The organism is Streptomyces sp. NPDC001902 (assembly GCF_042891295.1).
Taxonomy (GTDB): Bacteria; Actinomycetota; Actinomycetes; order Streptomycetales; family Streptomycetaceae; genus Actinacidiphila.
This window is the reverse complement of sequence record NZ_JBIATA010000009.1, coordinates 75,238-98,750: the sequence shown is the minus strand read 5'-3', so window position 1 is coordinate 98,750 and position 23,513 is coordinate 75,238. Positions and strand designations below refer to the sequence as shown.

The 23,513-nt window shown below is 70.8% G+C and carries 23 protein-coding genes and 1 pseudogene; 8 read left to right on the top strand and 16 right to left on the bottom strand.

Translation table 11 applies throughout. From position 1 onward, the window contains the following. Positions 1 to 78: 78 nt before the first annotated feature. Both ACFYYN_RS17155 and ACFYYN_RS17150 read right to left on the bottom strand, forming a co-directional pair. A complete protein-coding gene (locus ACFYYN_RS17155) occupies positions 79 to 684 on the bottom strand; it encodes a class I SAM-dependent methyltransferase (RefSeq protein WP_500546465.1) in 606 nt (201 codons plus the stop codon). A gap of 27 nt (positions 685 to 711) precedes the next feature. Further along, complete coding sequence (locus ACFYYN_RS17150; protein WP_500546464.1) at positions 712 to 1,005, bottom strand: nuclear transport factor 2 family protein; 294 nt, start codon at positions 1,003 to 1,005, stop codon at positions 712 to 714. Between the two features lie 512 nt (positions 1,006 to 1,517). Here ACFYYN_RS17150 and ACFYYN_RS17145 point away from each other — a divergent pair. Then, positions 1,518 to 2,360, top strand: a complete 843-nt coding sequence (locus ACFYYN_RS17145; protein ID WP_500546463.1) for an alpha/beta fold hydrolase — start codon at positions 1,518 to 1,520, stop codon at positions 2,358 to 2,360. A 126-nt stretch (positions 2,361 to 2,486) separates the two neighbouring features. On the opposite strand, the pseudogene ACFYYN_RS17140 reads toward ACFYYN_RS17145, so the two are convergent. Both ACFYYN_RS17140 and ACFYYN_RS17135 read right to left on the bottom strand, forming a co-directional pair. Continuing rightward, a pseudogene (locus ACFYYN_RS17140) lies at positions 2,487 to 2,882 on the bottom strand (transposase); the annotation flags it as partial. Positions 2,883 to 3,047: 165 nt separating this feature from the next. Then, the gene (locus ACFYYN_RS17135) at positions 3,048 to 3,641 is read right to left on the bottom strand and encodes a TetR/AcrR family transcriptional regulator (RefSeq protein WP_500546462.1); all 594 of its coding nucleotides are present in this window, start codon (positions 3,639 to 3,641) and stop codon (positions 3,048 to 3,050) included. 439 nt (positions 3,642 to 4,080) lie between these two features. Between ACFYYN_RS17135 and ACFYYN_RS17130 the strand changes: the two genes are divergently transcribed. After that, positions 4,081 to 4,671 carry a TetR/AcrR family transcriptional regulator gene (locus tag ACFYYN_RS17130; protein WP_500546461.1) on the top strand — a complete coding sequence of 197 codons (591 nt, stop codon included), beginning with the start codon at positions 4,081 to 4,083 and terminating at the stop codon, positions 4,669 to 4,671. A gap of 200 nt (positions 4,672 to 4,871) precedes the next feature. Here the strand turns inward: ACFYYN_RS17130 and ACFYYN_RS17125 are convergent, their stop codons facing one another. The 7 genes from ACFYYN_RS17125 to ACFYYN_RS17095 form a co-directional block, all read right to left on the bottom strand. After that, complete coding sequence (locus ACFYYN_RS17125; RefSeq protein WP_500546460.1) at positions 4,872 to 5,201, bottom strand: winged helix-turn-helix transcriptional regulator; 330 nt, start codon at positions 5,199 to 5,201, stop codon at positions 4,872 to 4,874. A gap of 537 nt (positions 5,202 to 5,738) precedes the next feature. Further along, a complete protein-coding gene (locus tag ACFYYN_RS17120; RefSeq protein WP_500546557.1) occupies positions 5,739 to 5,852 on the bottom strand; it encodes a hypothetical protein in 114 nt (37 codons plus the stop codon). A 104-nt stretch (positions 5,853 to 5,956) separates the two neighbouring features. Then, positions 5,957 to 6,706 (bottom strand): SDR family NAD(P)-dependent oxidoreductase, encoded by a 750-nt coding sequence (locus ACFYYN_RS17115; RefSeq protein WP_500546459.1) that lies wholly within the window; start codon positions 6,704 to 6,706, stop codon positions 5,957 to 5,959. Between the two features lie 75 nt (positions 6,707 to 6,781). Further along, entirely contained in the window at positions 6,782 to 7,321 is a 540-nt protein-coding gene (locus tag ACFYYN_RS17110) for a MerR family transcriptional regulator (protein ID WP_500546458.1), read from the bottom strand. Between the two features lie 97 nt (positions 7,322 to 7,418). After that, the gene (locus ACFYYN_RS17105) at positions 7,419 to 8,966 is read right to left on the bottom strand and encodes an MFS transporter (RefSeq protein ID WP_500546457.1); all 1,548 of its coding nucleotides are present in this window, start codon (positions 8,964 to 8,966) and stop codon (positions 7,419 to 7,421) included. 199 nt (positions 8,967 to 9,165) lie between these two features. Then, on the bottom strand, positions 9,166 to 9,807 hold the full coding sequence (locus tag ACFYYN_RS17100; protein ID WP_500546456.1) for a TetR/AcrR family transcriptional regulator: 642 nt from the start codon (positions 9,805 to 9,807) through the stop codon (positions 9,166 to 9,168). A 106-nt stretch (positions 9,808 to 9,913) separates the two neighbouring features. Further along, positions 9,914 to 10,756: an alpha/beta fold hydrolase gene (locus tag ACFYYN_RS17095; protein WP_500546455.1), complete on the bottom strand. Its 843-nt coding sequence runs from the start codon at positions 10,754 to 10,756 to the stop codon at positions 9,914 to 9,916. Positions 10,757 to 11,108: 352 nt separating this feature from the next. Here ACFYYN_RS17095 and ACFYYN_RS17090 point away from each other — a divergent pair, with 352 nt between their 5' ends. Beyond that, the gene (locus tag ACFYYN_RS17090) at positions 11,109 to 11,486 is read left to right on the top strand and encodes a nuclear transport factor 2 family protein (protein ID WP_500546453.1); all 378 of its coding nucleotides are present in this window, start codon (positions 11,109 to 11,111) and stop codon (positions 11,484 to 11,486) included. A gap of 588 nt (positions 11,487 to 12,074) precedes the next feature. On the opposite strand, the gene ACFYYN_RS17085 is transcribed toward ACFYYN_RS17090, so the two are convergent. Further along, the gene (locus ACFYYN_RS17085) at positions 12,075 to 12,833 is read right to left on the bottom strand and encodes a LysR substrate-binding domain-containing protein (protein ID WP_500546452.1); all 759 of its coding nucleotides are present in this window, start codon (positions 12,831 to 12,833) and stop codon (positions 12,075 to 12,077) included. 59 nt (positions 12,834 to 12,892) lie between these two features. Here ACFYYN_RS17085 and ACFYYN_RS17080 point away from each other — a divergent pair, with 59 nt between their 5' ends. From ACFYYN_RS17080 to ACFYYN_RS17065, 4 genes are all read left to right on the top strand, one after another. After that, entirely contained in the window at positions 12,893 to 13,288 is a 396-nt protein-coding gene (locus tag ACFYYN_RS17080) for a DUF5997 family protein (protein WP_500322350.1), read from the top strand. Positions 13,289 to 13,883: 595 nt separating this feature from the next. Next, positions 13,884 to 15,344, top strand: a complete 1,461-nt coding sequence (locus tag ACFYYN_RS17075; RefSeq protein ID WP_500322349.1) for an aldehyde dehydrogenase family protein — start codon at positions 13,884 to 13,886, stop codon at positions 15,342 to 15,344. A 32-nt stretch (positions 15,345 to 15,376) separates the two neighbouring features. Then, positions 15,377 to 16,120 carry a nucleotidyltransferase domain-containing protein gene (locus ACFYYN_RS17070; protein WP_500546450.1) on the top strand — a complete coding sequence of 248 codons (744 nt, stop codon included), beginning with the start codon at positions 15,377 to 15,379 and terminating at the stop codon, positions 16,118 to 16,120. Between the two features lie 95 nt (positions 16,121 to 16,215). Next, complete coding sequence (locus ACFYYN_RS17065) at positions 16,216 to 16,419, top strand: DUF1918 domain-containing protein (RefSeq protein WP_499510881.1); 204 nt, start codon at positions 16,216 to 16,218, stop codon at positions 16,417 to 16,419. Positions 16,420 to 16,500: 81 nt separating this feature from the next. On the opposite strand, the gene ACFYYN_RS17060 is transcribed toward ACFYYN_RS17065, so the two are convergent. Beyond that, complete coding sequence (locus ACFYYN_RS17060) at positions 16,501 to 17,793, bottom strand: glycoside hydrolase family 10-like protein (protein WP_500546449.1); 1,293 nt, start codon at positions 17,791 to 17,793, stop codon at positions 16,501 to 16,503. Positions 17,794 to 18,106: 313 nt separating this feature from the next. Between ACFYYN_RS17060 and ACFYYN_RS17055 the strand changes: the two genes are divergently transcribed. After that, positions 18,107 to 18,970, top strand: a complete 864-nt coding sequence (locus ACFYYN_RS17055; RefSeq protein ID WP_500330591.1) for a 3-hydroxybutyryl-CoA dehydrogenase — start codon at positions 18,107 to 18,109, stop codon at positions 18,968 to 18,970. On the opposite strand, the gene ACFYYN_RS17050 is transcribed toward ACFYYN_RS17055, so the two are convergent. From ACFYYN_RS17050 to ACFYYN_RS17040, 3 genes are all read right to left on the bottom strand, one after another. Next, positions 18,961 to 21,552, bottom strand: coding sequence for an AAA family ATPase (locus ACFYYN_RS17050; RefSeq protein WP_500330593.1), 2,592 nt, complete (start codon positions 21,550 to 21,552; stop codon positions 18,961 to 18,963). The genes ACFYYN_RS17055 and ACFYYN_RS17050 overlap by 10 nt on opposite strands. Before the next feature lie 223 nt (positions 21,553 to 21,775). After that, entirely contained in the window at positions 21,776 to 22,069 is a 294-nt protein-coding gene (locus ACFYYN_RS17045; protein WP_499510885.1) for a hypothetical protein, read from the bottom strand. An 88-nt stretch (positions 22,070 to 22,157) separates the two neighbouring features. Further along, positions 22,158 to 23,333, bottom strand: coding sequence for a PP2C family protein-serine/threonine phosphatase (locus tag ACFYYN_RS17040; protein ID WP_500546448.1), 1,176 nt, complete (start codon positions 23,331 to 23,333; stop codon positions 22,158 to 22,160). Between the last annotated feature and the right edge of the window lie 180 nt (positions 23,334 to 23,513).

Here is a 23,513-nt window from a genome sequence, read left to right as displayed (position 1 = left end):
CCACAGCCCGCCCGGCAAGCAAACGGCCCAAGAACACGCGACCCATACCGCCTGCGCCAAGACGGCTTCCGGGATCTTTCAGCGCCGGTGGACGCTGACCGCGTAGCCGCCGCCCTCATAAGGGTCGGCGTCCCAGGTGGCGAAGCGGTCGACGAAGGCGAGGCTCGCCGCGGCGCAGTAGGTGTCGTACTCCGGCAGCGTGATGCTTGGCGGCACCGGCAGGTGGGCCTCATCCAAGCCGAATCCGGAGACGAACAGACCGCCCGGGCGCAGCACCGCGGCCATTCGGCCGACGGCCGCCGCCTCGGTACCTGTGGCGAGAAGCGGGAAAATGTTGCCGGCGGCGACCACGAGGTCGAAGCCCGCAGCGGCATGAACATCGGCCGGGGCAAAATCGGTCAGGTCGGCCCGGATCCACGTCAGGTCCGGCGCTTCCCTGCGGGCCACCGCCAGCATGGACTCATCGAGATCCACCCCGACACAGTCATACCCGAGCTCCGCGAGCCGGATCATGACCCGTCCGGTACCGCACCCGGCGTCCAGCACCCGCGCTCCCGCGGGCACGAGCGCGGCGCAGAATCGCGCCTCACCATGCATGTCCTTGCCGCTGTCGGCCACAACCGCGAGACGCGCGGCGTAGTCCTCTCCGGAGCTCCCACCAGTCAGCTCTTCCCAGCGATTCATGACGGCAAGGCTAGTCAAGCGGAACGATCACTCTGCCATCGCCCTCGGATCGCCCGGACAAGTCCTGCCGTGAATGACGTCGGACGGGCCAGTGCAGGCGTTCATGTGGGCAATCCGGCCTTCATCATTGAATTCCATGACGTCCACTGCCCGGACTTCGATGGGCTCGCCGTCGAGGACCACCCTGGCGGTGAAGGCCATCGCCGCGGCGTTGCCGTGCGAGGTCCGGATCGGGGTGCCCAGGGCGAACGTTGCACCGTCGGGGATCTGTCCGAACATCTCGTGCAGGCGCTCGGTGGCGAGTGCGACGCCGCTGCCCACGGGTCCTCCACCGTGGAGCCCGGTGCGAACAGGTCGAGGGCACCGACGACGTCGAGGGCGTTGAGCGCGTCCAGGTGCTTCTGCAGCGCAGCCCGCATGTCTTCTTCGGTAGCCATGGCGCCCCTTCCTGAGACTCAAGCGATCACGTGAGAGCAGGCCTCCCGATGGGTATCTCAGCCCGCATCGGGCACTCATTTACAACATTGCGTCTTGATGGCTATAGTGACACTCAGCGTCAGACGAGAGAGTCCGTGCCCATCGAGGCTTCTCGGTCGACGCCAGTGTCGCCGTGCGATACCGCGCCACTCCGCGGGCGCAGCGAACGATCAAGGGCCGCAGCCAGCGACACCGGGGCCATGTCGGTACCGATGCCGTCGGCTCCCAAGCCGCGCAGCGCAGCCAGGTCGGCTGCACGTCAACCGCACTGCCGGAGGACCGTGCTCGGCAGCGTCGCATCAGCGCATTTACCACCTTCTCGGCACATTGCCGGTACCACGACAGGAGAACCGACCATGCTTGAAGGATTCGAAGACGGCTACGCCGAGGTGAACGGCACCCGCCTTCACTACGTCATCGGCGGCGAAGGGGAGCCGCTCGTCCTCATGGAGGGCTGGCCCCGCACCACGCACGCCCTCAGGGGGATCATGGCCCCCTTGGCCCGGCACTTCCGGGTCATCGCCGTCGATTACCGCGGTATGGGCGGATCGGACAAGCCCGCCGGCGGCTATGACAAGAAGAACATGGCGAAGGACGTCTACGAACTCGTTCGCAGCCTGGGATACGAGCAGATCAACATTGCCGGCGGAGATATGGGCTCGACCGTCGCCTACAGCTTCGCCGCGAACTACCCGGAGGCGACCAAGAAGCTCGCGGTGTGGGAGGGGGCGACGTTCACGTCAGACCACCTCGCCATCCCCGCCTTCCCTCAGCCGGGTGGATGGAACGCCTGGTGGTACTCGCTGAGCCACGTCGAGGACCTGCCCGCGAAGCTCCTCGCGGGGCGGTTCCGGCACGTGATCGACTGGGCCATCGACCACTTCGCGGTCCACCCGGAGAAGATCAGCGAAGAGGACCGCGCCATTTACGCGGCGGCGTACGACGACCCCGAAGCGGTGAGGGCGTCCTTCGCCACGTACGCCGCGATCCATCAGGATCTCGCCGACGGCGAAACCTACCCGAAGCTGACCATGCCCGTCCTCGGACTGGGCGGCCCGCTTGTCATCGGCGCCATCGAGGGGGCAGTGCGGGCCAGGGCCACCGACACCCGCTTCGTCACCATCGAGGACACTGGCCACTACCTGGCCGAGGAGCAGCCGGAGGCGCTCGCCGCCGAACTGCAGAAGTTCTTCGGCTGACAACCGGATTTGTCCTCGCGGTGCTCCCGGGCACCGCGAGGACGACTCGACAGTGAGCTGATCGTTGGCCTGCGCAGTCGGCGGATCGAGACCCTCAACGACTTTTGGGGACACGGTGAGCGAGCCGGGCGGGCGGCCTCCGGCGCGGCCTCGCCGCAGGCGATGCCCGACATGGTCGGCGGGCCGCGGAATGACTGCACGGTGGGCAAGAGCAGGCACGATCCGCACGGACGACCGCGGGGCGGGTTCTTGGCCCGCCGAGACTGTCCAGCCCACGTCGTCATCGGCGTCGGCCACTGGCAAGGACCGCCGTGAGGACCCGTGCCCACGTGCCGTCCATGGCCGATCTGATCAGGCGTTTGTGCACGCTCCGAAAGGGTCCGCGCCATTCTGGGAGCTCCCGCCGGGGTGACCAGGTGCGGTACTCCTACGCGATGGCATCCACGGTCCGGCGGTGGTCGGCCCGCTGTTGGCCACGGAGCGGAACGGCCGGCATCAGCGGCTCTCAATCCGGTCCCACATCGCATTAGTGAACACCAACCGGACGGGTACATCCGATCCGCTGATCACCCATCAACGAGAGACCCCCCGACTAGGCGCCTACCGGGATCCGTCTCGGCCAGTACGATCGCCCGAAGCCATGACCCCCTCGTCGCCTGCACGGCAACGTTGCGGCGTCACGAGAGTTCACGCCGTGGCAGGGCGCGGAGCAGTGAAGGTGGCGAAGGCTTGATCGACGAGGGTTCCGAGGGGGAGGCGTGCTTCGGCGTTGGTCCAATGCTCTGCCGCGATGCCCAGGCAGTGCAGGGCGGCTGCCGCGCGCACGTGTGAGGCCAGGAGCGTCGAGTTCCCTGGGGAGGTGCGTGCGGCAAGGATCTCCGCCAGGGCGGGGCGCCAGTTGGCCTGCTTCTCGCACAGACGACCGGCCAGGGAAGGTGTGGTCTGAGTGAGTCGAAGCAGCACGAGACTGTCGGCGGGGTTGCCGGAGAAGTACTCGATGGCGGGATCGACGGCCCGTCGCAGCGACGTCCACTCCTCTTCGCCGGCGGGCCGCGAACGCAATTCCTCGGACATCAGATCGCCCAAGGGGTCCAGGACGCTGAGGACGACGTCCTCCTTGGTCCCGAAGTAGCGCAGAAAGGTGCTGCGGGACACGCCGGCCACCACAGCCAGATCGTCGAACGTGGCCTGCTCGAAGCCGCGGCTGCAGAACAAGCCGATCGCCACCTCGGCCAGCTCGAGGCGAACAGCGTTGCGCGCGATGTCCCGTGTCGTGTTCACGTGACGATTTTAGCCCGCGGCAGCCACTCACTTGCAAGCATGCCACCCAATAGCCATCTTGCAACTCAGTATCAAGGAGTCGACACATCCGTTCGCGGAACCCCTCTGCCGTGTTTGCCGAACCGGGACGCGATCGCCCGGAACTGCTTGACGGATGAAGCAGCGCTCTCCGAACTGTGTCCTTCGTACGCGTCGGCGAAGGCCGGTGTGCCGCCGCGCCTCCGCGGGAGCCGCTCCGCAGCCGGTTGCGAGAGCTCTTGCCGTTGAGGCTGTTCCATCCTGTTCACTGAGGGGTCCCGGGAAGGCGCGGGCGTCACCCGCAAACAGGCAACCGCAAATGCACAGGCAAAACCCATGTCCACAACTGCAACTAAGCATCAGATCAGCCACCAGGATCCAGTCTGGCAAGCGAGTGGCCGTTGTGAAGTACAATCGTGGGATGGATACGACGCGGGCAAAGACACGGGACATCGCGCGCAATGCCGTTCGTAGCGAGCTTGCCCAGGTGGCGTTCCGACTGTTCCACCGCGAATCCTTTGAGAAGGTGACCTTCGACGACCTGGCCGCGGCGGCCGGGGTGTCCCGCAGCACCTTCCTCCGCTACTTCGGCAGCAAGGAGGAGGTCGTCCTCAGCGGCTTCGATCCCCTCGGCGACCAGATGGCCGACGCCCTGCGGACCCGGCCCGCCGACGAGGACAGCTGGACATCGCTACGGCGGGCTGTCGATCCCGCCATCAAGTACTTCGACAAGGACCCCGAGGACACACTCGCGCTGCTGCGCCTGGTACAGAACACACCCGCGCTCGTTGCCCGCCTCCGCGAGAAGCAGCTCGGCTGGCGCCCCGCCCTGGCAGAAGTACTCGTCGAGCGTTCCGCCTCCGAGGGCATGTCCCCCCTGGCCGCGCACGTGCGTGTTGCGGCAGCTATGGAGTGCGTGACGGTCGCGTTGGAGCAATGGGTCGACGTCGACACACGAGTCGCGCTCGACACCCTCACCGATGACGCCTTCGCAGCACTTACCTCCGCGTGACACTGTGAAGTGACCGCTTCCCAGCAAGCCGCGTGACGCCGGCGTCGCCTCCGCGGTGGTCAACACCTCGCAGCAGGTCGGCCGCCATAGACACCGCGGCCGCCGTTGCCGGGCACGGCGCGGGTGCCGGCGCTTCCACGGCGTCGGAGGACCGGGACGTGGCGCATCGCTGCGAGAGCGGCGCTTTGTTGTCGCGTCGGTCAGCAGCAAAGGGCCGGTTCGCTGTCGGCGCGGGTGGCGTCCCCGTCGTCGGACAGATAGTTCTTCGCCCAGGAGCACAGTTCCCCAAGGACCGGTCGGAGTGCTTCGCCGGCCTGGGTAAGTCGATAACTCACGCGTAGCGGGGGACCCGGGTCGACCTCGCGGACGAGCAAGCCCGCCTCGCCGAGCTCGGTGAGCCGGTCGGAGAGCATGCGCTCGCTGATGCCGGGGATCGAACGACGCAACGCAGCGAAGCGTGCAGGGTGCTGCATGAGTGCCGCCATGATCAGCCCGTTCCATCGTTTTCCGAGCAGCTCGAAGCTGCGCATCAGGCCCAAGCTGACAGCGGCGCACTGATGCGCGGTGCGCTCCGTGTGTCCCACGGCGTGTGCCTTCCTGCACGTCAGCGTGCTGTTGACGGACTACGAGAGCGTGCGGGCCGTGGCATGTCGGACGCGCTCAGCTCGCTGCAGTGCGAGTAGTTGGTGTTGCGCTTTCCGGTGACCGGGCCGGGCCTGGTCGGTCGGCCGCGGAGTGCAGTCGCGGGCCCGGATTCGCCGACTGTCCCAGGGTCCGGCGGCGCGGGGTCTTCCGGCCGCCGGACCCGGGGTCGCGCCGCATCCTCGTCCCCACGGGATGAGCGCGATCGGGGCCGACTCCGCTCATGCGGCCCCGGGTCCGGGAGGCCACCTCGCGGAGTGGCCCTCGTGGGACGTTGGGATGTTGCTGTGCACCGGGCCAAGGCCATCGGGAAGCAGGCCAAGACCGATGGGTCACCGTGGCACCTGCGGGGGTGGCTGCCGCGTGCGGCCGGATCCGTCGCGAGCACGCTCGCGTCAGCGACGGCCGTCGGCGCCAGGCTGCTGCTACTCGCTGACCGGTTCGAGCCGATCGGTGTCCCAGCGGGTGCGGTGGCTGCCGGGGCGGTCGGTGCACCGGTAGGTGTGGGCGCCGAAGTGGTCGCGCTGGGCCTGGAGCAGGCCGAGGACGGATGTACGGACAGACTCGGCTACGGCGGGACTCCGGTGCCATGGGCCGTCTCTTTGGCCCCGGAGCCCCGCGCGCTGGTATTGCTGCTCCTGGGCTAGATGCTGGCTCCGCCGTCGACGGTCAATCGCGCGCCCGTGATGAACGCGGCGTTCTCGCTCGCGAGGAAGACGACCGCCTTGGCGATGTCGTCGGTCGTACCGAAGCGGCCGAGGGGCGTCATTGCCACCTGGGCTGCGGCGAACGGGCCGTCCGCAGGATTCATGTCGGTGTCGGTCGCTCCGGGCTGAATGACGTTGACGGTGATGCCGCGCGGGCCGAAGTCACGCGCCCACCCGCGCCCCAGCTGGTCGATCGCGGCCTTGCTGGCGGCGTACTCCGCAGCGCCAGGAACGGCGATCCGGTGGGCGACGATGCTTCCCAGCAAGATGACCCGCCCGCCGTCGGACAGGTAGCGAGCCGCGGTGTGCGTCGTGGCTATGGTTCCCATGATGTTGGTGGCCATCATCTGCTGGATTCCTTCGAGGTCGTCCAGCTGGCCGACTCCGCCGGTGACGGCGATTCCGGCGGAGTTCACCAGGACGTCAATTCGTCCGCCGAACTGCTCGGCGGCCTGGTGGACGGCGGCTGCTGCTTCCTGTGGAGCGGACTGGTCCGTCTGCAGAGCGAATGCCTTCACCCCCAGGGCAACCAGTTCGGCGACGACCTCTTCGGCCTGCTCGCGCGACTTTCGGTAAGTGATGGCAACACTTGCCCCCTCGCGCGCCAGGCCACGGGCGATCTCGGCACCGATACCGCGCGACCCTCCGGTCACGAGCGCGGTCCGTCCTGTCAATGCCTTGGGCATGACGATATCTCCTTATGGAATTCAAATGGCTTACGCGTACTCATTGGAGGCTAAAGATTGACGCTAGTGTCAAGGTCAAGTTTGACCGCTGTGACGTCCGTCACCGTGCGTGTCCGCGCTCATGAGGCGGAGATAGTCCCTGATGGCGGTGCGGTTGCGTGACAGCACCTCGATGCGGCGGTCTATGCTGCGGATGTGCTCACGCAGCGCGTCAAACTCTTCGTGGCCGAGGGCACCGCAGGTGACCTGAGTATCGCAATCCTGGTTTCCGAGCCAGGGCAGCACGGTGCGCAGAAGACGCGACGGAAGTCCTGACTCAATGAGCTCGCGTATCTGTACTACCAGCTCCACGGCCGTATCCTCGTACAGCCGGTAGCTGTTGCTTCCACGCCCCGGAGTGAGCAGCCCTTGCTGTTCGTAATAGCGGAGCATGCGTGGCGTAACTCCTGCTTTTTCGGAAAGTTCGCCGATCGTCATCACGGTGAGCGTCTCCATATGCGCTGTGCTGGCGGCATGACCAAAAAGCGTGGCCTGCGCGAACTCAGGATTCCCTTTCGGGCCGCCCTGGCCCTTCACCGTCAGCTCTGCAGCAGCTGAGCTGAGCGTGGGGGTCATGCTCACTACTCCACGGAATGGAAGTCTTCACCGAGGGCCGACAGCGCAACGAAATGGATGCCGGCCGTTCGGGCTCCGCTGAGCCAGTGGCCGGTGGTCAGTGCGCGACGACCGGCACCACGTGCCGGTCCTGCGCGTCCTCGCCGTCACCGGAAGAAGCCGAGGCAGAGCCCGGACGGTTGGCATTGACGAAAGCGAAGGCGATCAGTGAGGCGAGCGCCAGGATGCCGACGGCAAACCAGATCGCCGAGGTGTAGCCGTGCACCATGCCCTGGAGCCGGACCAGTTGCGCCTGCGGTTTTGAGGTTGCGTTGGCAGCGTGGTCCTTGACGAACGATGTCGTTGCGGAAGCGGCGATCGTGTTCAGCAGGGCTGTGCCGATCGCGCCGCCAACCTGCTGCGAGGTGTTGACCATGGCGGAGGCGACACCGGCGTCTTGAGGCTGGATGCCCTGTGTGGCGAGAGACATGGCGGGCATGAACGCTGTACCAATGCCGACGCCGAGCAAGACTGTCGCAGGCAGCAGCAGAGCGGCGTACGTCGATCCGATCTCCAACTGGGTGAGCAGCAGCATGCCGATGCCGGCGACCAGGAAGCCGGGGCCCATGAGCAGACGGGGCCGGACGCGGGTCATCAGGCGGGCACCGATTTGGGTCGAACCCGTGATCATGCCGGCCACCATGGGGATGAACGCGAAACCAGTCTTGATCGGGGTGTAGCCCTTCACGACCTGCAGGTAGTAGGTCAGGAAGAGGGACAGGCCGAACAGGCCGATGACAGCGAGGCCGAGCGAGATGTAGACGGCACCCCGGTTGCGGTCAGTGACCACGCGCAGTGGCAGCAGTGGCGCCCTGACCTTGGACTCGATCAGCGTGAAAGTGCTCAGCAGCACCAGGGCCGCGACGAACATCGAGATGGTGACAGCATCGCCCCAACCGGCGGACTCGGCACGGGTGAAGCCATAGACGAGGGAGACCAGGCCAAGGGCAGAAAGGACGACACCAGGTATGTCCAGAGGGGAGCGGTTACTGCCGCCCTCGGGCTCACTGATGACGAAGTAGGCACCTGCGCAGGCGACGACGGCGAAGGGGACGTTGACGAAGAACGTCCAGCGCCAGTCCAGGTACTCCGTGAGGAGACCGCCGAGGAGCAGGCCGACCGCGCTGCCGCCACCGGAGATGGCGCCGAAGATACCGAACGCCTTGGCACGCTCCTTGGTGTCGGTGAACATCACTGAGAGCAGGGAGAGCGCGGCGGGGGCGAGCAGGGCGCCGAAGACGCCCTGCAGAGCACGAGCGCCGAACATCATCGGGCCCGACGTAGCCGCCCCGCCAAGCACGGAGGCGAGGGCGAAGCCGATCAGGCCGAACACGAAGGCGCGCTTGCGGCCCCACAGGTCGGCGATACGGCCGCCAAAGAGGAGCAGGCCGCCGAAGGCAAGAGCGTAGGCCGTGATGACCCACTGCCGGTTGCCGTCCGATATCCCCAGGTCGCCCTGGGCTGAGGGCAGCGCGATGTTCACGATCGTGGCGTCGAGGATGACCATCAGCTGGGCGAGCGCGATGAAGATCAGCGCCTTCCAGCGGTTGGCGTCACTGCCGCTCTGCGCGGCGGCTCGAGGAGCCTTGGTAACTGCATGTGACATGGGAGTATCCACTTCGGGACTTCGTTGCGGAAAGAAGCTGCTGGAGCTGGAAGGGGCGGGTGTGCACCGCGTGAGCCTTGGGCGCAGGTGCGGGCGTGCGAAGGGCCGAGAGCTCGGGTGGCCGCAGCATCCCTCGGGAAGCGCGGTTGGATGTCCGGGAGAGGGACCGTGGCGCGGCCCCCGACCCATTGGCCTGTGCTCAGGGGTGCCGCAGATCCTCCAGAGCGACGGTCGCGCCCGGCAGGACGGACTGGGCTGGGGTTCGCAGACCGTCCAGGAACATCTGCAGATGGCGGTGCATGACACGGTCGATGCCGAGACACTGCGTACCGGCCGGCGGGCGGCTCAGCTGGGCGATCGCGATCATGAGGTCACCTACACCGACATCTGGCCGTAGCTGTCCGGCCGCCCGGGCACGGTCCATGACCTCGGAGACAAGCAGCTCAACCTGCTGCGCCACCGCTTCCGGACCAGAATGGTGCTGGTCGAACCTTCTGGCGATCATCGGACACAGCGCGCTGATCCGTTCCGCGGCAACGGTGTGCACGAAGCGTTCCAGAGCGGTGAACGGGTCACTGTCCTGCTCGAGTGCGATCTGGGCAGCTTTGATCGTGCGGTCCATGACGGAGTGGATGAGCTGGCGCACGAGCGCGTCACGGTCGGAAAAGTTCCGGTACAGGGTGGCATTGCCGACACCGGCCCGACGGGCGATCTCATCCAGCGGCACGTCGGGGCCGTACTCGACGAACATCTCCCGGGCCGCAGTGACGATCCGCTCCCGATTGCGCAGCGCGTCGGCACGCGGCCGCGGCGTCTTGTGGGCAGCGACTGGGGTCTGCACGGCACACTCCTGGTTGGATGGACGCGGACCATCGGAGCGCTTCTCGGCGACGTACCTGATCCCTGCGGGCACCGTGATGCCGGGCGTCCTCGGGTAGGAACGGCTGTCAGGCGAAGAACTCGTGGAGTTCGGCAGCAAGGGTTTCGGGCTGCTCCTCCGCCATGTAGTGACCGGTGTCCTGGACAGTGACGAAGCGGGTGTCGATCGCGAGTTCCTTCACCGCTCCCTCGATGGCGCCGATGACGAGCGGGCCGCCGAGCGCCAGGACAGGCATGGTGAGCTTGGAGTAGGTCTCGTTGTCGGCCAGGTCCTGGTGGATCGCGCCGTACCAGGCGAAACCCGCCCTGATCGCGTCGGGGTCGTCGTAGGCCGCCGCGTAGATGGCGCGGTCCTCCTCGCTGATCTTCTCGGGGTGGACCGCGAAGTGGTCGATGGCCCAGTCGATCACGTGCCGGAACCGTCCGGCGAGGAGCTTCGCGGGCAGGTCGTCGATGTGGCTCAGCGAGTACCACCAGGTGTTCCATCCGCCCGGCTGGGGGAACGCGGGGATCCCGAGGTGGGCAGAAGTAAAGGTGGCACCTTCCCAGACGGCCAGCTTCCTGGTGGCCTCGGGGTGGTTGGCAGCGAAGCTGTAGGCGACGGTTGAGCCCATGTCTCCGCCGGCTATGTTGACCCGCTCGTATCCCAGGCTGCGGACCAGTTCGTAGACGTCCTTGGCCATGTTCTTCTTGTCGTAGCCGTCGGCGGGCTTGTCCGATTCGCCCATCCCCCGGATGTCCACCGCGATGACACGGAAGTGCCGGGCCAGCGGGGCCATGACCCCGCGAAGAGCGTGGGTCGTACGGGGCCATCCCTCCATGAGGACGAGAGGTTCGCCTTCACCGCCGATGACGTAGTGAAGACGGGTTCCGTTGACCTCGGCGTAGGCGTGTTCGAATCCTTCGAGCATGGTTGGTTCTCCTGTTGTGATCCCGGCAACGTGCCGGAGGTTGAGGAAGTGCACGACGCGGCTCTGCTGCCGATGTGACTGCCTGCGCGGCCGTCGCACTGGCGACGAGCGGGCATCTTCGTGCCAGGTGCTGCCGTCCGGATTCCTCGCCGCGTCCGCGACGTGGCAGGTATCGCCATAGCTCTCGCTGCCCTGATCTGGACACCCTGAGCGACACCAGCAACCTAACTTGACGCTGAGTGTCAGCATAGGCATTACGACTCGAGTCTGCAAACAAGATTTGTATCTCGGTTAGAATGCTGAAGGCGAGGCTCACTCGCACTTGACAACACGAGTCCTAGGAAGAGGCACCATGCCCACCGAAGAGCACATGCGCGCTGCCCTGCAGAGGTATCTGGACGCGCTCAACAACCACGACGTCGCCAGCGCTGTCGCCTTGTTCGCGGACGGCGCCACGCTGGAGGACCCTGTCGGCACAGGCGTCGCCGATGCCGCCGAGCGCCTGCCCAAGATGTTCGACCAGGTGCCCGTAGGGTCGACGTTCACCTTGGACACCCCGATCCGTACGTCGCACGGCTCCGCGGCAGCAATGGCCTTCACTGTCAGGGCCGTCGTCGACGGCGCACCCGTCGAGGTCCGGTCGGTAGATGTCATGGAGTTCGATGAGTCCGGGCTGATCACTCACATGAACGCCTACAACGGCCCGTCCGACGTCGTCCTCGGCCAGTAGGCCCTTGACCCAGCCAGACCGACGTCCCGAAGGGCCGTACTCCCACTCGGTGGTCCGGGGGCGGGATGCGGCCCTTCGCCGTTGCCATACGGCGGCGGACCAGACCGACCTGGCGGGCACTCGTGACTGCCGGCTCGACAGCGTGAACCGCCGCCGCGAGGCGCTGATCGATCTGGCCGTGGGCGTCGTCCTTCGGATCGACGGTCTCGGGTGGACGGTGAAAGAGGTGGACCTCGCAACCGGTCAGGCTCCCCGTCCCGTACACGCGCGCACGGGACCCTGCGCCAGACTTGCCGCATGCAGATGCACAGCGAGACGGTGGATTCGCTGCGCGGCTGTCGAGAGTCAGTGCCGGGGCCGGGGTCTCACGCCGGACACCCGCCCTCCCAGTACGGCTACTTGTCGATTCCCGGTGCCGGCGCGGGAGCCGGACAGCGAGGAGTCACATGATCGTCCGGCCCCCGGGCGCGTCGCGGCGCCCCTGGGACGGGGCCGACCTGGCTCTCGGGGTGGGGCTGGTCGGCGTGGTCGGCGGCCCGGTCGGCGTCCGGACTTCCGGCCGGTGGCGGCCGCGTGCCCTCACCCCGTCTACGAGCGGCGGCGGGGCTTGCCGCGCTTCGCGGGGCGGGGGGTCTTGGCGGACGTACGGCCGGACGACCTGCCCGCTGCGGGCTTGCGCCGCGCCGCCCCCTCCTCGGGGCGCTGTTTCTTCGGCTGCGGCTGGGCCTGGGCCTGGGTGCGGCCGCGGGTGCTGTTGACGGTGCGGCCGCGCACGATGCCGATGAAGTCCTCGACCCGGTCGGTCGTGGTGTCCTCGCGCCACGACAGGGCCACCCGCGACTGCGGGGCGTCGACCACCGTGCGGTAGGTGAGGTCACGGCGGTGGTGCAGGCGCGCCAGCGACTGGGGCACGACCAGCACCCCCACGCCCGCCGCGACGAGCTCGACGGCGTCATCGGTCGTGGCCGGGCGCTCGATCGCGGGCCGCCCGGGGAGTTGCTCCCAGTCCAGGGTGTCGTCGAGGGGGTGGAACACCACGTCGTCGGCCAGGTCCGCCAGCGACACCTCCTCGGCGGCCGCCACGAGGTGGTCCTTGGGGACGACGACGACCGTCGTCTCCGTGTAGAGGGGGATGGCGCTGAGGTCCGTCCGGTCGATCGGCAGCCGTACGAAGCCCGCGTCCGCGTCGAGGCCGCGGAGCATCCCGGGGACCTCGGCGGCCGTGACCATGACGAGCTCGAGCGGGACGTCCGGCAGCCGCTCCTGCCAGATCCGCACCCATTTGGCGGGGGTCACGCCCGGGACGTAGGCGAGGCGGAACGAGGGGGGAGCTTCCGAGCCGGTCATCCCGCCAGGCTACCCCGGCACCGGTCGGGGACCGCTCCCGCGATCGATATCCTTGAGGCATGACGTCGCACCAATCCGCCCAGACCATGAAGCCCGCCACGGCGGCGAAGAAGCTGGGTGTGTACCTCGAGGCCACCCCCGCCGAGTTCCGGGAGGGCGTCGTGTCGCGCGACGAGCTGAACGCGCTGCAGGCCGACCCGCCCGAGTGGCTCCGGGAGCTGCGCCGCAACGGCCCGCACCCGCGCCCGGTGGTGGCGGCGAAGCTGGGCATCTCCAACTCCGGCCTCGCCCGCGGCGGGGTCACCGAGGCGCTCACCACGGAGCAGATCGAGGCCCTGAAGCAGGAAGAGCCCGAGTGGCTGCAGAAGGAGCGCGCCACCCAGGCCGAGGTCCGCAAGGAGGCCGCCCGCCTCAAGGAGCGCGACGCGGAGCGCGCCGGCGGCGCCGACGCCTGACGTCCCCCTCTCGCCGCCGTACGCCGCCCCGCGCCCACCGCGCGGGGCGGCGTCGTTCCGGCTCGCCACCCGGACCCGCCGGCGGCTTGGGCACCGCTGGGGGTACCCGCGCCGTCTGCCAGGCGGCCGGCCGGTGCAGCCGCCGGTTGCCCCCCGCGCGCGGCTACTTGCCGGCCCCGTTCCCCCTCGTCGTCATCGCACTGGGCGACCGATGATCCCGAGTCCGTCAGCTTCACGGTGCAGCGCCGCTTCGCGCTCTCCCCGGCGCGCCGCGCCGTGAGCGCTCGCCGGGCGGCGGCCACCTCCCCGCAGATGCCGTCTCCCCCGACGGCGGGTTCACGACGCGCCGGGGACCGATCTTCGGGAGCCGCGGCCCGAGCGCCGTCCCGGCCTTCCGGCGGACCGGGCGCAGGCCACCGTCGCCTCGCGGAGCGAAGGCCGGACCCCGGCGCGGGCTGGCTCCCGCCACCTCCACAAAGCGCGTTCCGGTCCGTTGACAGCGCGGTGGGTGCGTCGCAGACTCAGTGCTCAAACGTTCAATGAACGATAGTTCACTGTGCGAACGAAGGCGTTCGCGTGCCAGACAGGGGCTGCCATGACCATCACCCGCGAACTGCTGATCGGCGGCAAGGACGTCCCGGCCGTCTCCGGACGCACGGCCGAGGACGTGAGCCCCTTCACCGGGGAGGTGTACGCGACCGTGGCCGCCGGGGGTGCCGAGGACATCACCCGGGCGGTGGACGCGGCCGAGGCCGCGTTCCCGGAGTGGGCGGCGCTCAGCCCGTTCGCACGGCGCAAGATCTTCCTGACCGCGGCCGACCTGCTGGAGGCCCGCACCGAGCAGGCTGCCGAGATCATGGCGCACGAGGCCGGCGGCACGCGCCCCTGGGCGTACTTCAACGTCGGGCTGGCCGCCAACATCCTGCGCGAGGTGGCCGCCGCCATCACCGCGCCGCGCGGTGAGGTGCTCAGCGCGCAGGAGGAGGGCGTCCTCGGCATGGCGGTACGCGAACCGGTCGGCGTCGTGGGCGCCTTCGCGCCGTGGAACGCCCCGGTCATCCTGGGTGTCCGCGCGGTCGCCGCGCCGCTGGCGGCGGGCAACACGGTGGTGGTGAAGCCGAGCGAGGACGCCCCGGTGGCCTGCGGCCTGTTCGTCGCGGACGTGCTGCGCGAGGCCGGGCTGCCCGACGGCGTGCTGAACGTGGTGACCAACGCCCGTGAGGACGCGGCGGAGGTCGCCGAGGCCCTCATCGCCGACCCGAGGGTCCGCATCGTCAACTTCACCGGGTCGACCGAGGTCGGGCGGATCATCGGCACCCATGCCGCGCGCCACCTCAAGCCCGCCGTGCTGGAGCTCGGCGGCAAGAACGCGATCGTCGTGCTGGACGACGCCGACGTGGACTACGCCGTCGACGCCGCCGTCTTCGGCGTCTTCCTCAACTCCGGGCAGATCTGCATGTCCGGCGACCGGATCCTCGTCCACGAGAGCCTCGCCGAGGAGTTCACGGCCAAGTTCGCCGCCAAGGTCGGCACGCTGCCCTCGGGCGACCCCTCGCACCCGCACACCGTGATCGGCCCGCTGGTGAGCTCCGCCTCCGCGCGGCGCGTCGCGGAGCTGGTGCGGGACGCGGTCGCCAAGGGCGCCACCGTGCTGACCGGCGGCGGTGAGCCGGACGGCGCGGTGCACCCGGCCACCGTGCTGCGGGACGTGCCCAAGGACGCGGAGGTCTACTACGGGGAAGCCTTCGGCCCCGTCGTCACCGTGGCCTCCTTCGCCGACGACGACGAGGCCGTGGCCCTGGCCAACGACACCGACCACGGTCTGACCGCGGGCGTCATCACGGAGAACGGCACCCACGGGCTCGCCGTCGCCCGCCGGCTGCGCACCGGCATCGTGCACGTCAACGACCAGTCCGTGGCGGACGAACCGCAGGCGCCGTTCGGCGGCTTCAAGGCCTCCGGCTACGGCCGCTTCGGCGGCCGCTGGGGCCTGGAGGCGTTCTCCAACACCCGCTGGGTCACCCTGGCCACGCAGCAGGCGCACTACCCGTTCTGAACCCCGTGGCGAGCGGCGCGTAGGGTCCGACCATGGACGATCCGGTCGGCGCGGCCCGCGCCCTGCTCGCAGAACGCTTCCCCGACGCCCTCGCGGGCTTCCTGGGCGGGTCCACGGCCCGCGGTGAGGGGACGGCGACGTCCGACCTGGACGTGGTCGTCGTCCTCGATCCGCCCGCCGGGTGCCACGCGGAATCGTTCACCTGGGGCTCCTGGCCGGTCGAGCTCTTCGTGCACACCACCGAGTCGCTGCGTGCCTTCATGGGGTGGGACCGCGACCGCGGCAGCGGCACGATGGCGTTCATGTGCGCGCGGGGCGTCGTCCTGCTCGACCGCGACGGCACCGCCGCCCGGCTGCGCGACACGGCGGAGCGCATCCTCGCCGCCGGGCCGCCCGCCGTCCCGGACGCCGAGCGCGACCACCGGCGCTACGCCGTCACCGACCTGCGCGACGACCTCCTCGGCGCCCGGGACGAGGAGGAGCTCCTCGCGGTGGCCGCTGCCCTGCTGGACCGCGCCGCCGAGCTGCTGCTCGCTACGCGCGGCCACTGGCGCGGTGGCGGCAAGTGGCTGCCCCGCCGGCTGCGCGAGGCCGAGCCCGAGCTCGCGGGGCTCCTGCTCGGCGGTTACCGGGATCTCGTCCGCGGCGGCCCGCGCGAGCCCTTCGCCGCGGCGGTCGACGCGGTGCTGCACACCTGCGGCGGCCCGCTGTGGGCGGGTTACCGGCGCGCCCCCGACCCGCGCATGCTGGCGGAACTCGGCCTGCGGCCGGACTGAGCCCCGGGCCGCGTTCCAGAGGGTGCGGAGCGGACGCCCGAACCTAGACTGGAGGGGCAAGGCTGCGGACCGCCGAGTTCTCAGGAGGTCTACCGATGCACGCGAACAAGGGTGACCGGGTCAGGCAGCACGGGCGGGTAGTCGGCCAGCACGACAAGGTGGCCGAGATCGTCGAGGTCATGGGGCAGGAGGGCGAGCCGCCGTACCGCGTCCGGTACGACGACGGGCACGAGTGCATCCTGTCCCCCGGACCGGACTCGACGGTGGAGCACGGGCGGGGCGCGACCCCGACCCGCTGAACCGTTCCGCACCGGATCGTGCCGGACCGCGGCCGTCGCACCACGCGGCCGCGGTCCCGCTCGACGCTCCCGCGCCCCTGGTCAGGGGCGGGGCGTGCGGACCTGCGTCGTGTAGTGGTCGGCGACGACCCGGGACATCGCGCCGATGGGGTCGGCGGCGACCTCCTTGGCGGAGAAGAAGACGTTGCCGAGCACCTGGGGATGGTTCCGGTCCAGTTCGAGGTGGCGGGAGAGTTCGGCCGGGTCCTGCCAGGCCTTGGCCTCGCCCGCGGCGCCCGCGCGGTACAGGGCCTCTCCGATGTAGAGCTGGACGCGGGTGCCGTCGACGACCTGGGCCCACCAGGGCACGAGCGTGGCGTAGTCGGCGACGTCGAAGCCGATGTGCCAGTACACCTGCGGGACGATGTAGTCGATCCAGCCCTTGCGGACCCAGCCGCGCGTGTCGGCGTAGAGGTCGTCGTACGTCTGGACCCCGCCGCGGGTGTCGGAGCCGCGCGGGTCCGTGCGGCGGTTGCGCCAGACGGCGAAGGGGCTGACCCCGAAGCGGGTGGCGGGGCGGAGCGCCCGGATGCGGGCGGCGGTCTCGCTGACGAGCAGGTCGATGTTGTCGCGCCGCCAGGACGCGAGGTCGTCGAAGCCCTCCCCGTACCGGGCGAAGGCGTCGTCGTCGGCGAAGTGCCGGCCGGCGACCGGATAGGGGTAGAAGTAGTCGTCCCAGTGCACCCCGTCGACGGGGTAGCGGCGGACGGCGTCGAGCATGGCGTCCTGCACGAAGCGCCGCACCTGGGGGATCCCCGGGTTGTAGTAGAGCTTGCCGCCGTAGGCGACGAGCCAGTCGGGGTTGACCCGGGCCGGGTGGTCCGGGGAGAGCCGTTCCGGGTCGTCGTGGGTGGCGACGCGGAACGGGTTGAACCAGGCGTGCAGTTCCAGCCCGCGCGCGTGCGCCTCCGCCACGGCCGTGCCGAGCGGGTCCCAGCCGGGGTCCCGCCCTTGGACACCGGTCAGGAACTCCGACCAGGGCTCGTACGGGGACGGCCACAGCGCGTCGGCGGTCGGCCGGACCTGCATGACGACCGCGTTGAGGCGCCGCTCGACGGCGAGGTCGAGGAAGCCGACCAGTTCGTCGTGCTGCTGACGGGCCGACAGCCCGCGGGCCGAGGGCCAGTCGCGGTTGGCGACCGTCGCCAGCCACATGCCGCGGAACTGCCCCGTCGCGCCGGCTCCGCCCGTCACGGCCCGGGCCGGGCCCGTCGCCGCCGCGGCCACCGCCCCGGCCGCCCCCTCCGCCGCCCTCGCGACCTCGCCCGCGGCGAGGACGGTGCCCAGTGCCCCGGCGGCGCCCGCGGCGAAGCTCCTGCGTGAGAGTCGGCGCATGGCTGTCCCCTGATCGCCCGTCATATTCATATTTCGCTGATACTGGGCCGAATCGGTCCGTCCGGCAACCTCCCCAGACCCCGGCGTGTCCGGGGCGCCCCGGGCCCCGCCCGCCCCGTGCGGCGCCCGCGCCACTTCCGGCGCGCGGGCGGCACCGGCGGTGTCGGGGCCGGTCAACGGGGCGGCCGGGCCCGCCGGGGCGGGCCGCACCGGGACCCGGACCGGTACGCCGGCCGGGTGTAATGTCGAGCGGGCTGGTCCGGACCTCACGACGGTCCGGGTCTCCATCTCGCGATCAGGGAGAGGCTGGGCGTTGAACGACGACATCCGTTATGTCGGTGTGGTGGGCTGTGGCCAGATGGGCGCGGGTATCGCCGAGGTGTGCGCCCGGGCCGGACTGGAGGTCCGGGTGGCGGAGACCACCGGCGAGGCCCTGGAGCTGGGCCGGACGCGGCTGACGAGCTCGCTGCAGAAGGCTGCGGAACGCGGCAAGATCACCGAGGAGGAGCGCGACGCCGCGCTCGAGCGCCTCTCCTTCACCACCGACCTGGGCGACTTCGCCGACCGCGACCTCGTCATCGAGGCCGTCGTCGAGAACGAGCAGGTCAAGACCGAGATCTTCCAGGTGCTCGACCAGGTGGTGACCCGCCGCGACGCGATCCTGGCCTCGAACACCTCCTCCATCCCGCTGGTGAAGCTCGCCGTGGCGACCTCCCGCCCGGAGCAGGTGCTCGGCATCCACTTCTTCAACCCGGCGCCGGTGCAGAAGCTCGTCGAGCTGATCCCCGCCCTCACCACCGACGGCCAGACGCTGGTGCGCGCCGAGAAGCTCGTCACCGACGTGCTGGGCAAGCACCCGATCCGGGCCCAGGACCGCGCGGGCTTCGTGGTCAACGCGCTGCTCATCCCGTACCTGCTGTCGTCGATCCGGATGTTCGAGACCGGCATCGCCAGCCGTGAGGACATCGACAACGGCATGGAGATGGGCTGCGCCCACCCGATGGGCCCGCTCAAGCTCTCCGACCTGATCGGGCTGGACACCGTGGCCTCGGTCGCCGACTCGATGTACGAGGAGTTCAAGGAGCCGCTGTACGCCGCTCCCCCGCTGCTCCAGCGCATGGTCGACGCTGGCCGGCTGGGCCGCAAGAGCGGCCACGGCTTCTACGACTACGTGTAGTTCGGCGTCCGCGCCGTCGTCTCCCGCCGCGCGTCGAGCCGGGCCAGTTCCGCCCTGGCCCGGGCCTCGACCGGGGCGGCGCCGACCGCGGAACTGATCTCCAGGGCCTCGACCAGGGCGCCCCGGGCCGCCGGCGCCCGCCGCGGACGGCGCTCGGCGGCACCCAGCACGATCAGCGTGCGGGCGAGGTCGATGGGGAGCGAACGGCCCCGCAGGCGGTCGGCGGCGGCCTGGATGCGGGTGACGCCCCGCTTGGAACGGCCCAGCACGCAGTCGCGCAGCCCCTCGGCCCGGTCCAGGGCGGACTGCACGCTGGCGGAGGGCCGGGCCCCGGCGCGGCGGCGCGCCGCGCGCAGGATCTCGGCGGCGGAGTCCGTGTCACCGAGGATGACGGTCGCCTCGGCCAGGTCCCCGTACCAGCGCAGCATCACCGGGTCGGCGATGCCCATCGTCTCCCCCAGCCTGCGCACCTGCCGCAGGGTCTCGACGGCCGCCGCGGTGTTCTCCCGCCCACCGGCCAGCAGTTGCGCCCGGCCGCGGACGCCCAGGGCCCGCAGCAGGAAGAGCTGGTCCCCGTCGGTCATGCAGGCCCGGATGGTGCGGTCGGCGAGCTCCAACGCGCGTTCCAGGCGCCCCCCGGCGGTCTCGGCGAGCGCGGCGGCGTACAGCACCGGCGGTGAGTCGCTGCCGGCCCTGACGGGGAGCACGGCGCAGCGGGCGACGTTGTCCAGGGCCTCGCGGCAGCGTCCGGACCGCACCTGGATGCGGATCAGCGCCACCAGCGTGGCGGCGGTCTCCTCGACCGAGGCGTACTCGCCGGTCCTGCCCAGGAGACCGGCCACCTCGCCCTCCGCCTCGGTGATGCGGTCGGCGTCGGCGGCCAGGATCGCGCGGGTGCGCACCAGTTCGCGGGCGCCGGGCCCGTCGGGCGCCACCGGGAGGCCGAACGCCTCGCCCAGCGCTGCCTCGGCGGCCCCCGCCTCGCCGTGCAGCGCGTGCAGCCGGGCGAGCAGCGCCAGGGCGGCCACGCGGGTGTCGACGGCGCCCGCCTGGACCGCGATGTCGGCGGCCCGGCGGGCGTGGGCGGAGGCCTGCGCGGGCCGCCCGCAGATGAGGTGCCGCAGGGCGGCCCAGTGGTGCAGCCGGGCCTCCAGCTCGGGATGCCCCTCGGCCTCCACCAGGCCGTCCGAGATGAGGCGGCCCGCGGCGCCGAGCGCCTGACCGGCGTTGCCGAGCATGATCAGCCGGGCCAGTACCCGCTGCCGGGCGGATGCGGCCTCGGCGAGCACGGTCTCCGCGGCCCGGTCGGCGTCCCCCCGCAGCCCGGCGTCGCTGGCGTACTCGGCCGCGGCCAGCAGCCGGTCGGCGCGCTCGGCCGGGCGGTCCTCGGGGGTACGGCGCACCGCCAGGGCGGCCAGTTCCGCGGCGGTGGCGGGGGCGCCGCGGCGGCGCGCGGACCCGGCGGCGGCGGTGAGCGTGGCCGCGGTGGCCTCATCGGCGTGCGGGTGGGCCAGGGCCAGGTGCCGCGCCTGTTCCACGGGCTCGGGGACCACGCGGGACAGCAGCTTGTGCGCGGTGCGCCGGCCGTGCTCGGGGGCGTCGGTGTACACGGCGGCCCGGATCAGCGGGTGCTGGAAGCGAATCGTTCCTTCGGCGTCGGCCGCGGCGACCCCCAGGCTCTCCGCGGTGCCCAGGTCGCCCTCCGGGTCCGGGATCCCCGCGGCACCGAGCAGCGGCAGCGTGGGGCGGGCCGCGGCGCTGGCGACCAGCAGCGTCTGCCGGGCGGAGGCGGGCAGCAGCCGCACCCGGTCCAGCAGCAGGTCGCGCAGCCGCGGCGGTACGGACAGCACGTCCCCGGCCTCGAAGGGCGTACCGTCCCGCAGCAGGGCGCGGCCGAGTTCGAGGGCGTACAGCGGATTGCCCGCGGCCGTGTCCTGGACGGCCCGCACGGCGCGTTCGGGCAGCTCCGCCCCGGTGTCGTCCAGCAGCAGCTCCGCCACGTCGCCGTCGGACAGCGGAGGCACGAGCAGCGCGGTGGTGCCCGGCGGGCAGCACCGCAACCCGGGCGGCTCCTCGCCCTCCACGACCCGCTCGGCGGCCAGGAAGCGCACGCCCTCGCCCGGCGGGAGCCGCCGCAGCGCGAGCGACAGGACCTCCGCGCTGGGCACGTCGAGCCACTGCAGGTCGTCGACGACGATCAGCACGGGGCCGGCCGCCGCGAGCGCCCGCAGCAGCTCGACGGCCGCGTCGCGCACCGCCAGCCGGCTCTGCGTCGCGACCGGCTCGTGCCCCCGCAGCAGCGCCGCCCGCAGCGCGGCCCGTGGCCCCGCGGTCAGCCCGTCGACGTACTCCTCCGGCACGCGGGCGAAGAGGTCCATCAGCGCCACGAAGGGCAGCTTGGCGTCCTCCTCGACGGGCACCGCCCGCAGCACGGAGCCTCCCGGCGGGACCTCGTCGGTCAGCGCCGCGAGCAGGGCGGACTTGCCGATCCCGGCCGCTCCGTGGAGCAGTACACCCGGACCGGCGGTCAGCTGTGTCCGGGCATGGTCGAGGATCTCCCGACGCCCGATCAGGGACGGCATATGCTCATGACAACGTTTGCCCAACTGCCTTGTCAATGGCCGCAGTCACGTCGCCCTCCGGGTTGCCCCGTGTCACCCCTTGCGGCCGGCTGTTGTGTGCGGGTTGTTTGCGCCTGCGGCGGGCGGTTTCCCCGCCCGCCGCAGGCGCAAACAACCCGCACCCGAACGACAGGCCGCAAGGGGCACCCCGGGGCGCAAACGACCCGCACACGGCGACACGGGGTCAGGCAACCCCATCGGGATGAGGCAGAAGCACCACACGGTGCGCCCCCGCATCCGCGGCCACCGCGCTGTCGCACGCCGCGACGACCGTGATCCCCGCGGCCGCCACGCGCCGCAGCTCGCTCCACGCGCCGCGGCTGATGACGGTCGTCGTGACGGACGGACCCCGGCTCCAGGGTGCGCTGTTGAGGGCGAGCTGCAGGGCCGAGCGCTGCGGCCCGGGCGGGCCGACCACGGCGATCAGTTCTCCCGTGGGCGTGGACAGTTCGGCTCCGGTGACGGTGGAGGTTGCCATGCCTGCCCCTCTCCTCGTTCTGGCCGGTATACGAGCAATGGGCGTTTCGCTCGGGGATCGACCCAGGTTTACCAAGGATTGGGCCGGATCAAGGGCGCGGCACTCCGGGAACCCCGGTTGCGGTGGGGGCGGCGCCCGTCTGGGCGGGCACCCTGGAGGCGTCCCGGTGGAGCACGAGCAGCGCCATGTCGTCGGTGAGCCGCCCCCGCGTGTGCCGCAGGAACGATGCCCGCACCCCGTCGACCAGGGACCGCGCGCACAACACGCCGCCGCGGGCGGCCGCCTGGGCGGCCCCCTCCAGGGCCGGCACCAGGGGGAAGAACTCCCCGGCGGCGTCCCGGGCGTCCATCACGCCGTCGGTGTGCAGGAACAGCGCCTGGCCGGGCAGGAGTTCACCGCACGGGACGGCCTTCGTACCGGGACCGGGGTCGAACAGGCCGAGCGGCGGGAACGGTTCGCCGGCCTCCAGCGGATGGGCGCGCAGGTGCCCGGGGCGGCCGGGGCAGAGCAGGTACGGCTGCGGATGGCCGCAGTTGATGACCTGGACGTCGCAGTCCTCGCCCAGTTCGAGCAGCATCAGGGTCACGAACTCCTCGGCGGCGTGCGAACGCCCCCGCAGGTGCCGGTGGAGCGCCCGGTCCAGGCGCCGGAGCACGCCGGCGAGCTCAGGCTCGTCGTGCGCGGCCTCCCGGAAGCTGCCCAGCAGCGCGGCGACGGTGCCGATGGCCTCGAGACCGTGGCCGCGCACGTCGCCGATGACCGCGCGCACCCCGTGGGGCGTGGCGAGCACCTCGTACAGGTCGCCGCCGACGCGGGCGCCGCGGCTGGCCGAGAGGTGGTCGCCGGCCACCGCGAGGCCGTCGACGTGCTGCGGCAGCGGGGGCAGCAGCACCTGCTGGGCCGCGAGGGCGATCTCCCGGGTGCGGTCGAGCTCGGCGGCGAGCCGGGCCCTGCGGTCGACGAGCAGGAAGCAGACGGCGAGGACGGCGAGGACGGCGACCTCGGTGCCGAGCCGTTGCCCGGTGTCCGGCACCGCGACGGCCGCCACGGCAAGCGCGCCGCTGGCCAGGACGCAGCGGCGGCGTCCCGTCCCGGCGCAGGCGATCACGGGGGCCGCGACCACGGCCGGCACCCACTGGACTCCCCCCGGCACCGCGTAGACCAGGCCCAGCACCGCGGCCACCCACAGCCCCGGCAACGACAGGAGCGCCAGCCCCCGCGCCCTGTGGCCGCTCGGGCGGCCCACTGCCCTGGGTCGGATCATGCCTCGGGGCTCCCCCTGAAGCCGTTGACGCGGTCGGCGACGACACAGCCCCCGCGTCGAGTGGGCCCTGGTTCGCGATCGATTGTGGCGACTCGGCGCGACGAACCGGATACCCAGTGGAGCCATTTCACCCGATCGGGCTACGTGACCGGCAGGAACGCCGGTGGGGCGCACCCGGCG

Bases quoted from the DNA above. Each gene is read 5' to 3' on its own strand.
- ACFYYN_RS17145 (WP_500546463.1), top strand. From the start codon at position 1,518: ATGCTTGAAGGATTCGAAGACGGCTACGCCGAGGTGAACGGCACCCGC.
- ACFYYN_RS17075 (WP_500322349.1), top strand. From the start codon at position 13,884: ATGACCATCACCCGCGAACTGCTGATCGGCGGCAAGGACGTCCCGGCC.
- ACFYYN_RS17105 (WP_500546457.1), bottom strand. From the start codon at position 8,966: ATGTCACATGCAGTTACCAAGGCTCCTCGAGCCGCCGCGCAGAGCGGC.
- ACFYYN_RS17110 (WP_500546458.1), bottom strand. From the start codon at position 7,321: ATGACCCCCACGCTCAGCTCAGCTGCTGCAGAGCTGACGGTGAAGGGC.
- ACFYYN_RS17065 (WP_499510881.1), top strand. From the start codon at position 16,216: ATGCACGCGAACAAGGGTGACCGGGTCAGGCAGCACGGGCGGGTAGTC.
- ACFYYN_RS17050 (WP_500330593.1), bottom strand. From the start codon at position 21,552: ATGCCGTCCCTGATCGGGCGTCGGGAGATCCTCGACCATGCCCGGACA.
- ACFYYN_RS17045 (WP_499510885.1), bottom strand. From the start codon at position 22,069: ATGGCAACCTCCACCGTCACCGGAGCCGAACTGTCCACGCCCACGGGA.
- ACFYYN_RS17040 (WP_500546448.1), bottom strand. From the start codon at position 23,333: ATGATCCGACCCAGGGCAGTGGGCCGCCCGAGCGGCCACAGGGCGCGG.
- ACFYYN_RS17155 (WP_500546465.1), bottom strand. From the start codon at position 684: ATGAATCGCTGGGAAGAGCTGACTGGTGGGAGCTCCGGAGAGGACTAC.
- ACFYYN_RS17080 (WP_500322350.1), top strand. From the start codon at position 12,893: ATGACGTCGCACCAATCCGCCCAGACCATGAAGCCCGCCACGGCGGCG.
- ACFYYN_RS17090 (WP_500546453.1), top strand. From the start codon at position 11,109: ATGCCCACCGAAGAGCACATGCGCGCTGCCCTGCAGAGGTATCTGGAC.
- ACFYYN_RS17070 (WP_500546450.1), top strand. From the start codon at position 15,377: ATGGACGATCCGGTCGGCGCGGCCCGCGCCCTGCTCGCAGAACGCTTC.
- ACFYYN_RS17060 (WP_500546449.1), bottom strand. From the start codon at position 17,793: ATGCGCCGACTCTCACGCAGGAGCTTCGCCGCGGGCGCCGCCGGGGCA.
- ACFYYN_RS17085 (WP_500546452.1), bottom strand. From the start codon at position 12,833: ATGACCGGCTCGGAAGCTCCCCCCTCGTTCCGCCTCGCCTACGTCCCG.
- ACFYYN_RS17130 (WP_500546461.1), top strand. From the start codon at position 4,081: ATGGATACGACGCGGGCAAAGACACGGGACATCGCGCGCAATGCCGTT.
- ACFYYN_RS17115 (WP_500546459.1), bottom strand. From the start codon at position 6,706: ATGCCCAAGGCATTGACAGGACGGACCGCGCTCGTGACCGGAGGGTCG.
- ACFYYN_RS17125 (WP_500546460.1), bottom strand. From the start codon at position 5,201: ATGCGCAGCTTCGAGCTGCTCGGAAAACGATGGAACGGGCTGATCATG.
- ACFYYN_RS17095 (WP_500546455.1), bottom strand. From the start codon at position 10,756: ATGCTCGAAGGATTCGAACACGCCTACGCCGAGGTCAACGGAACCCGT.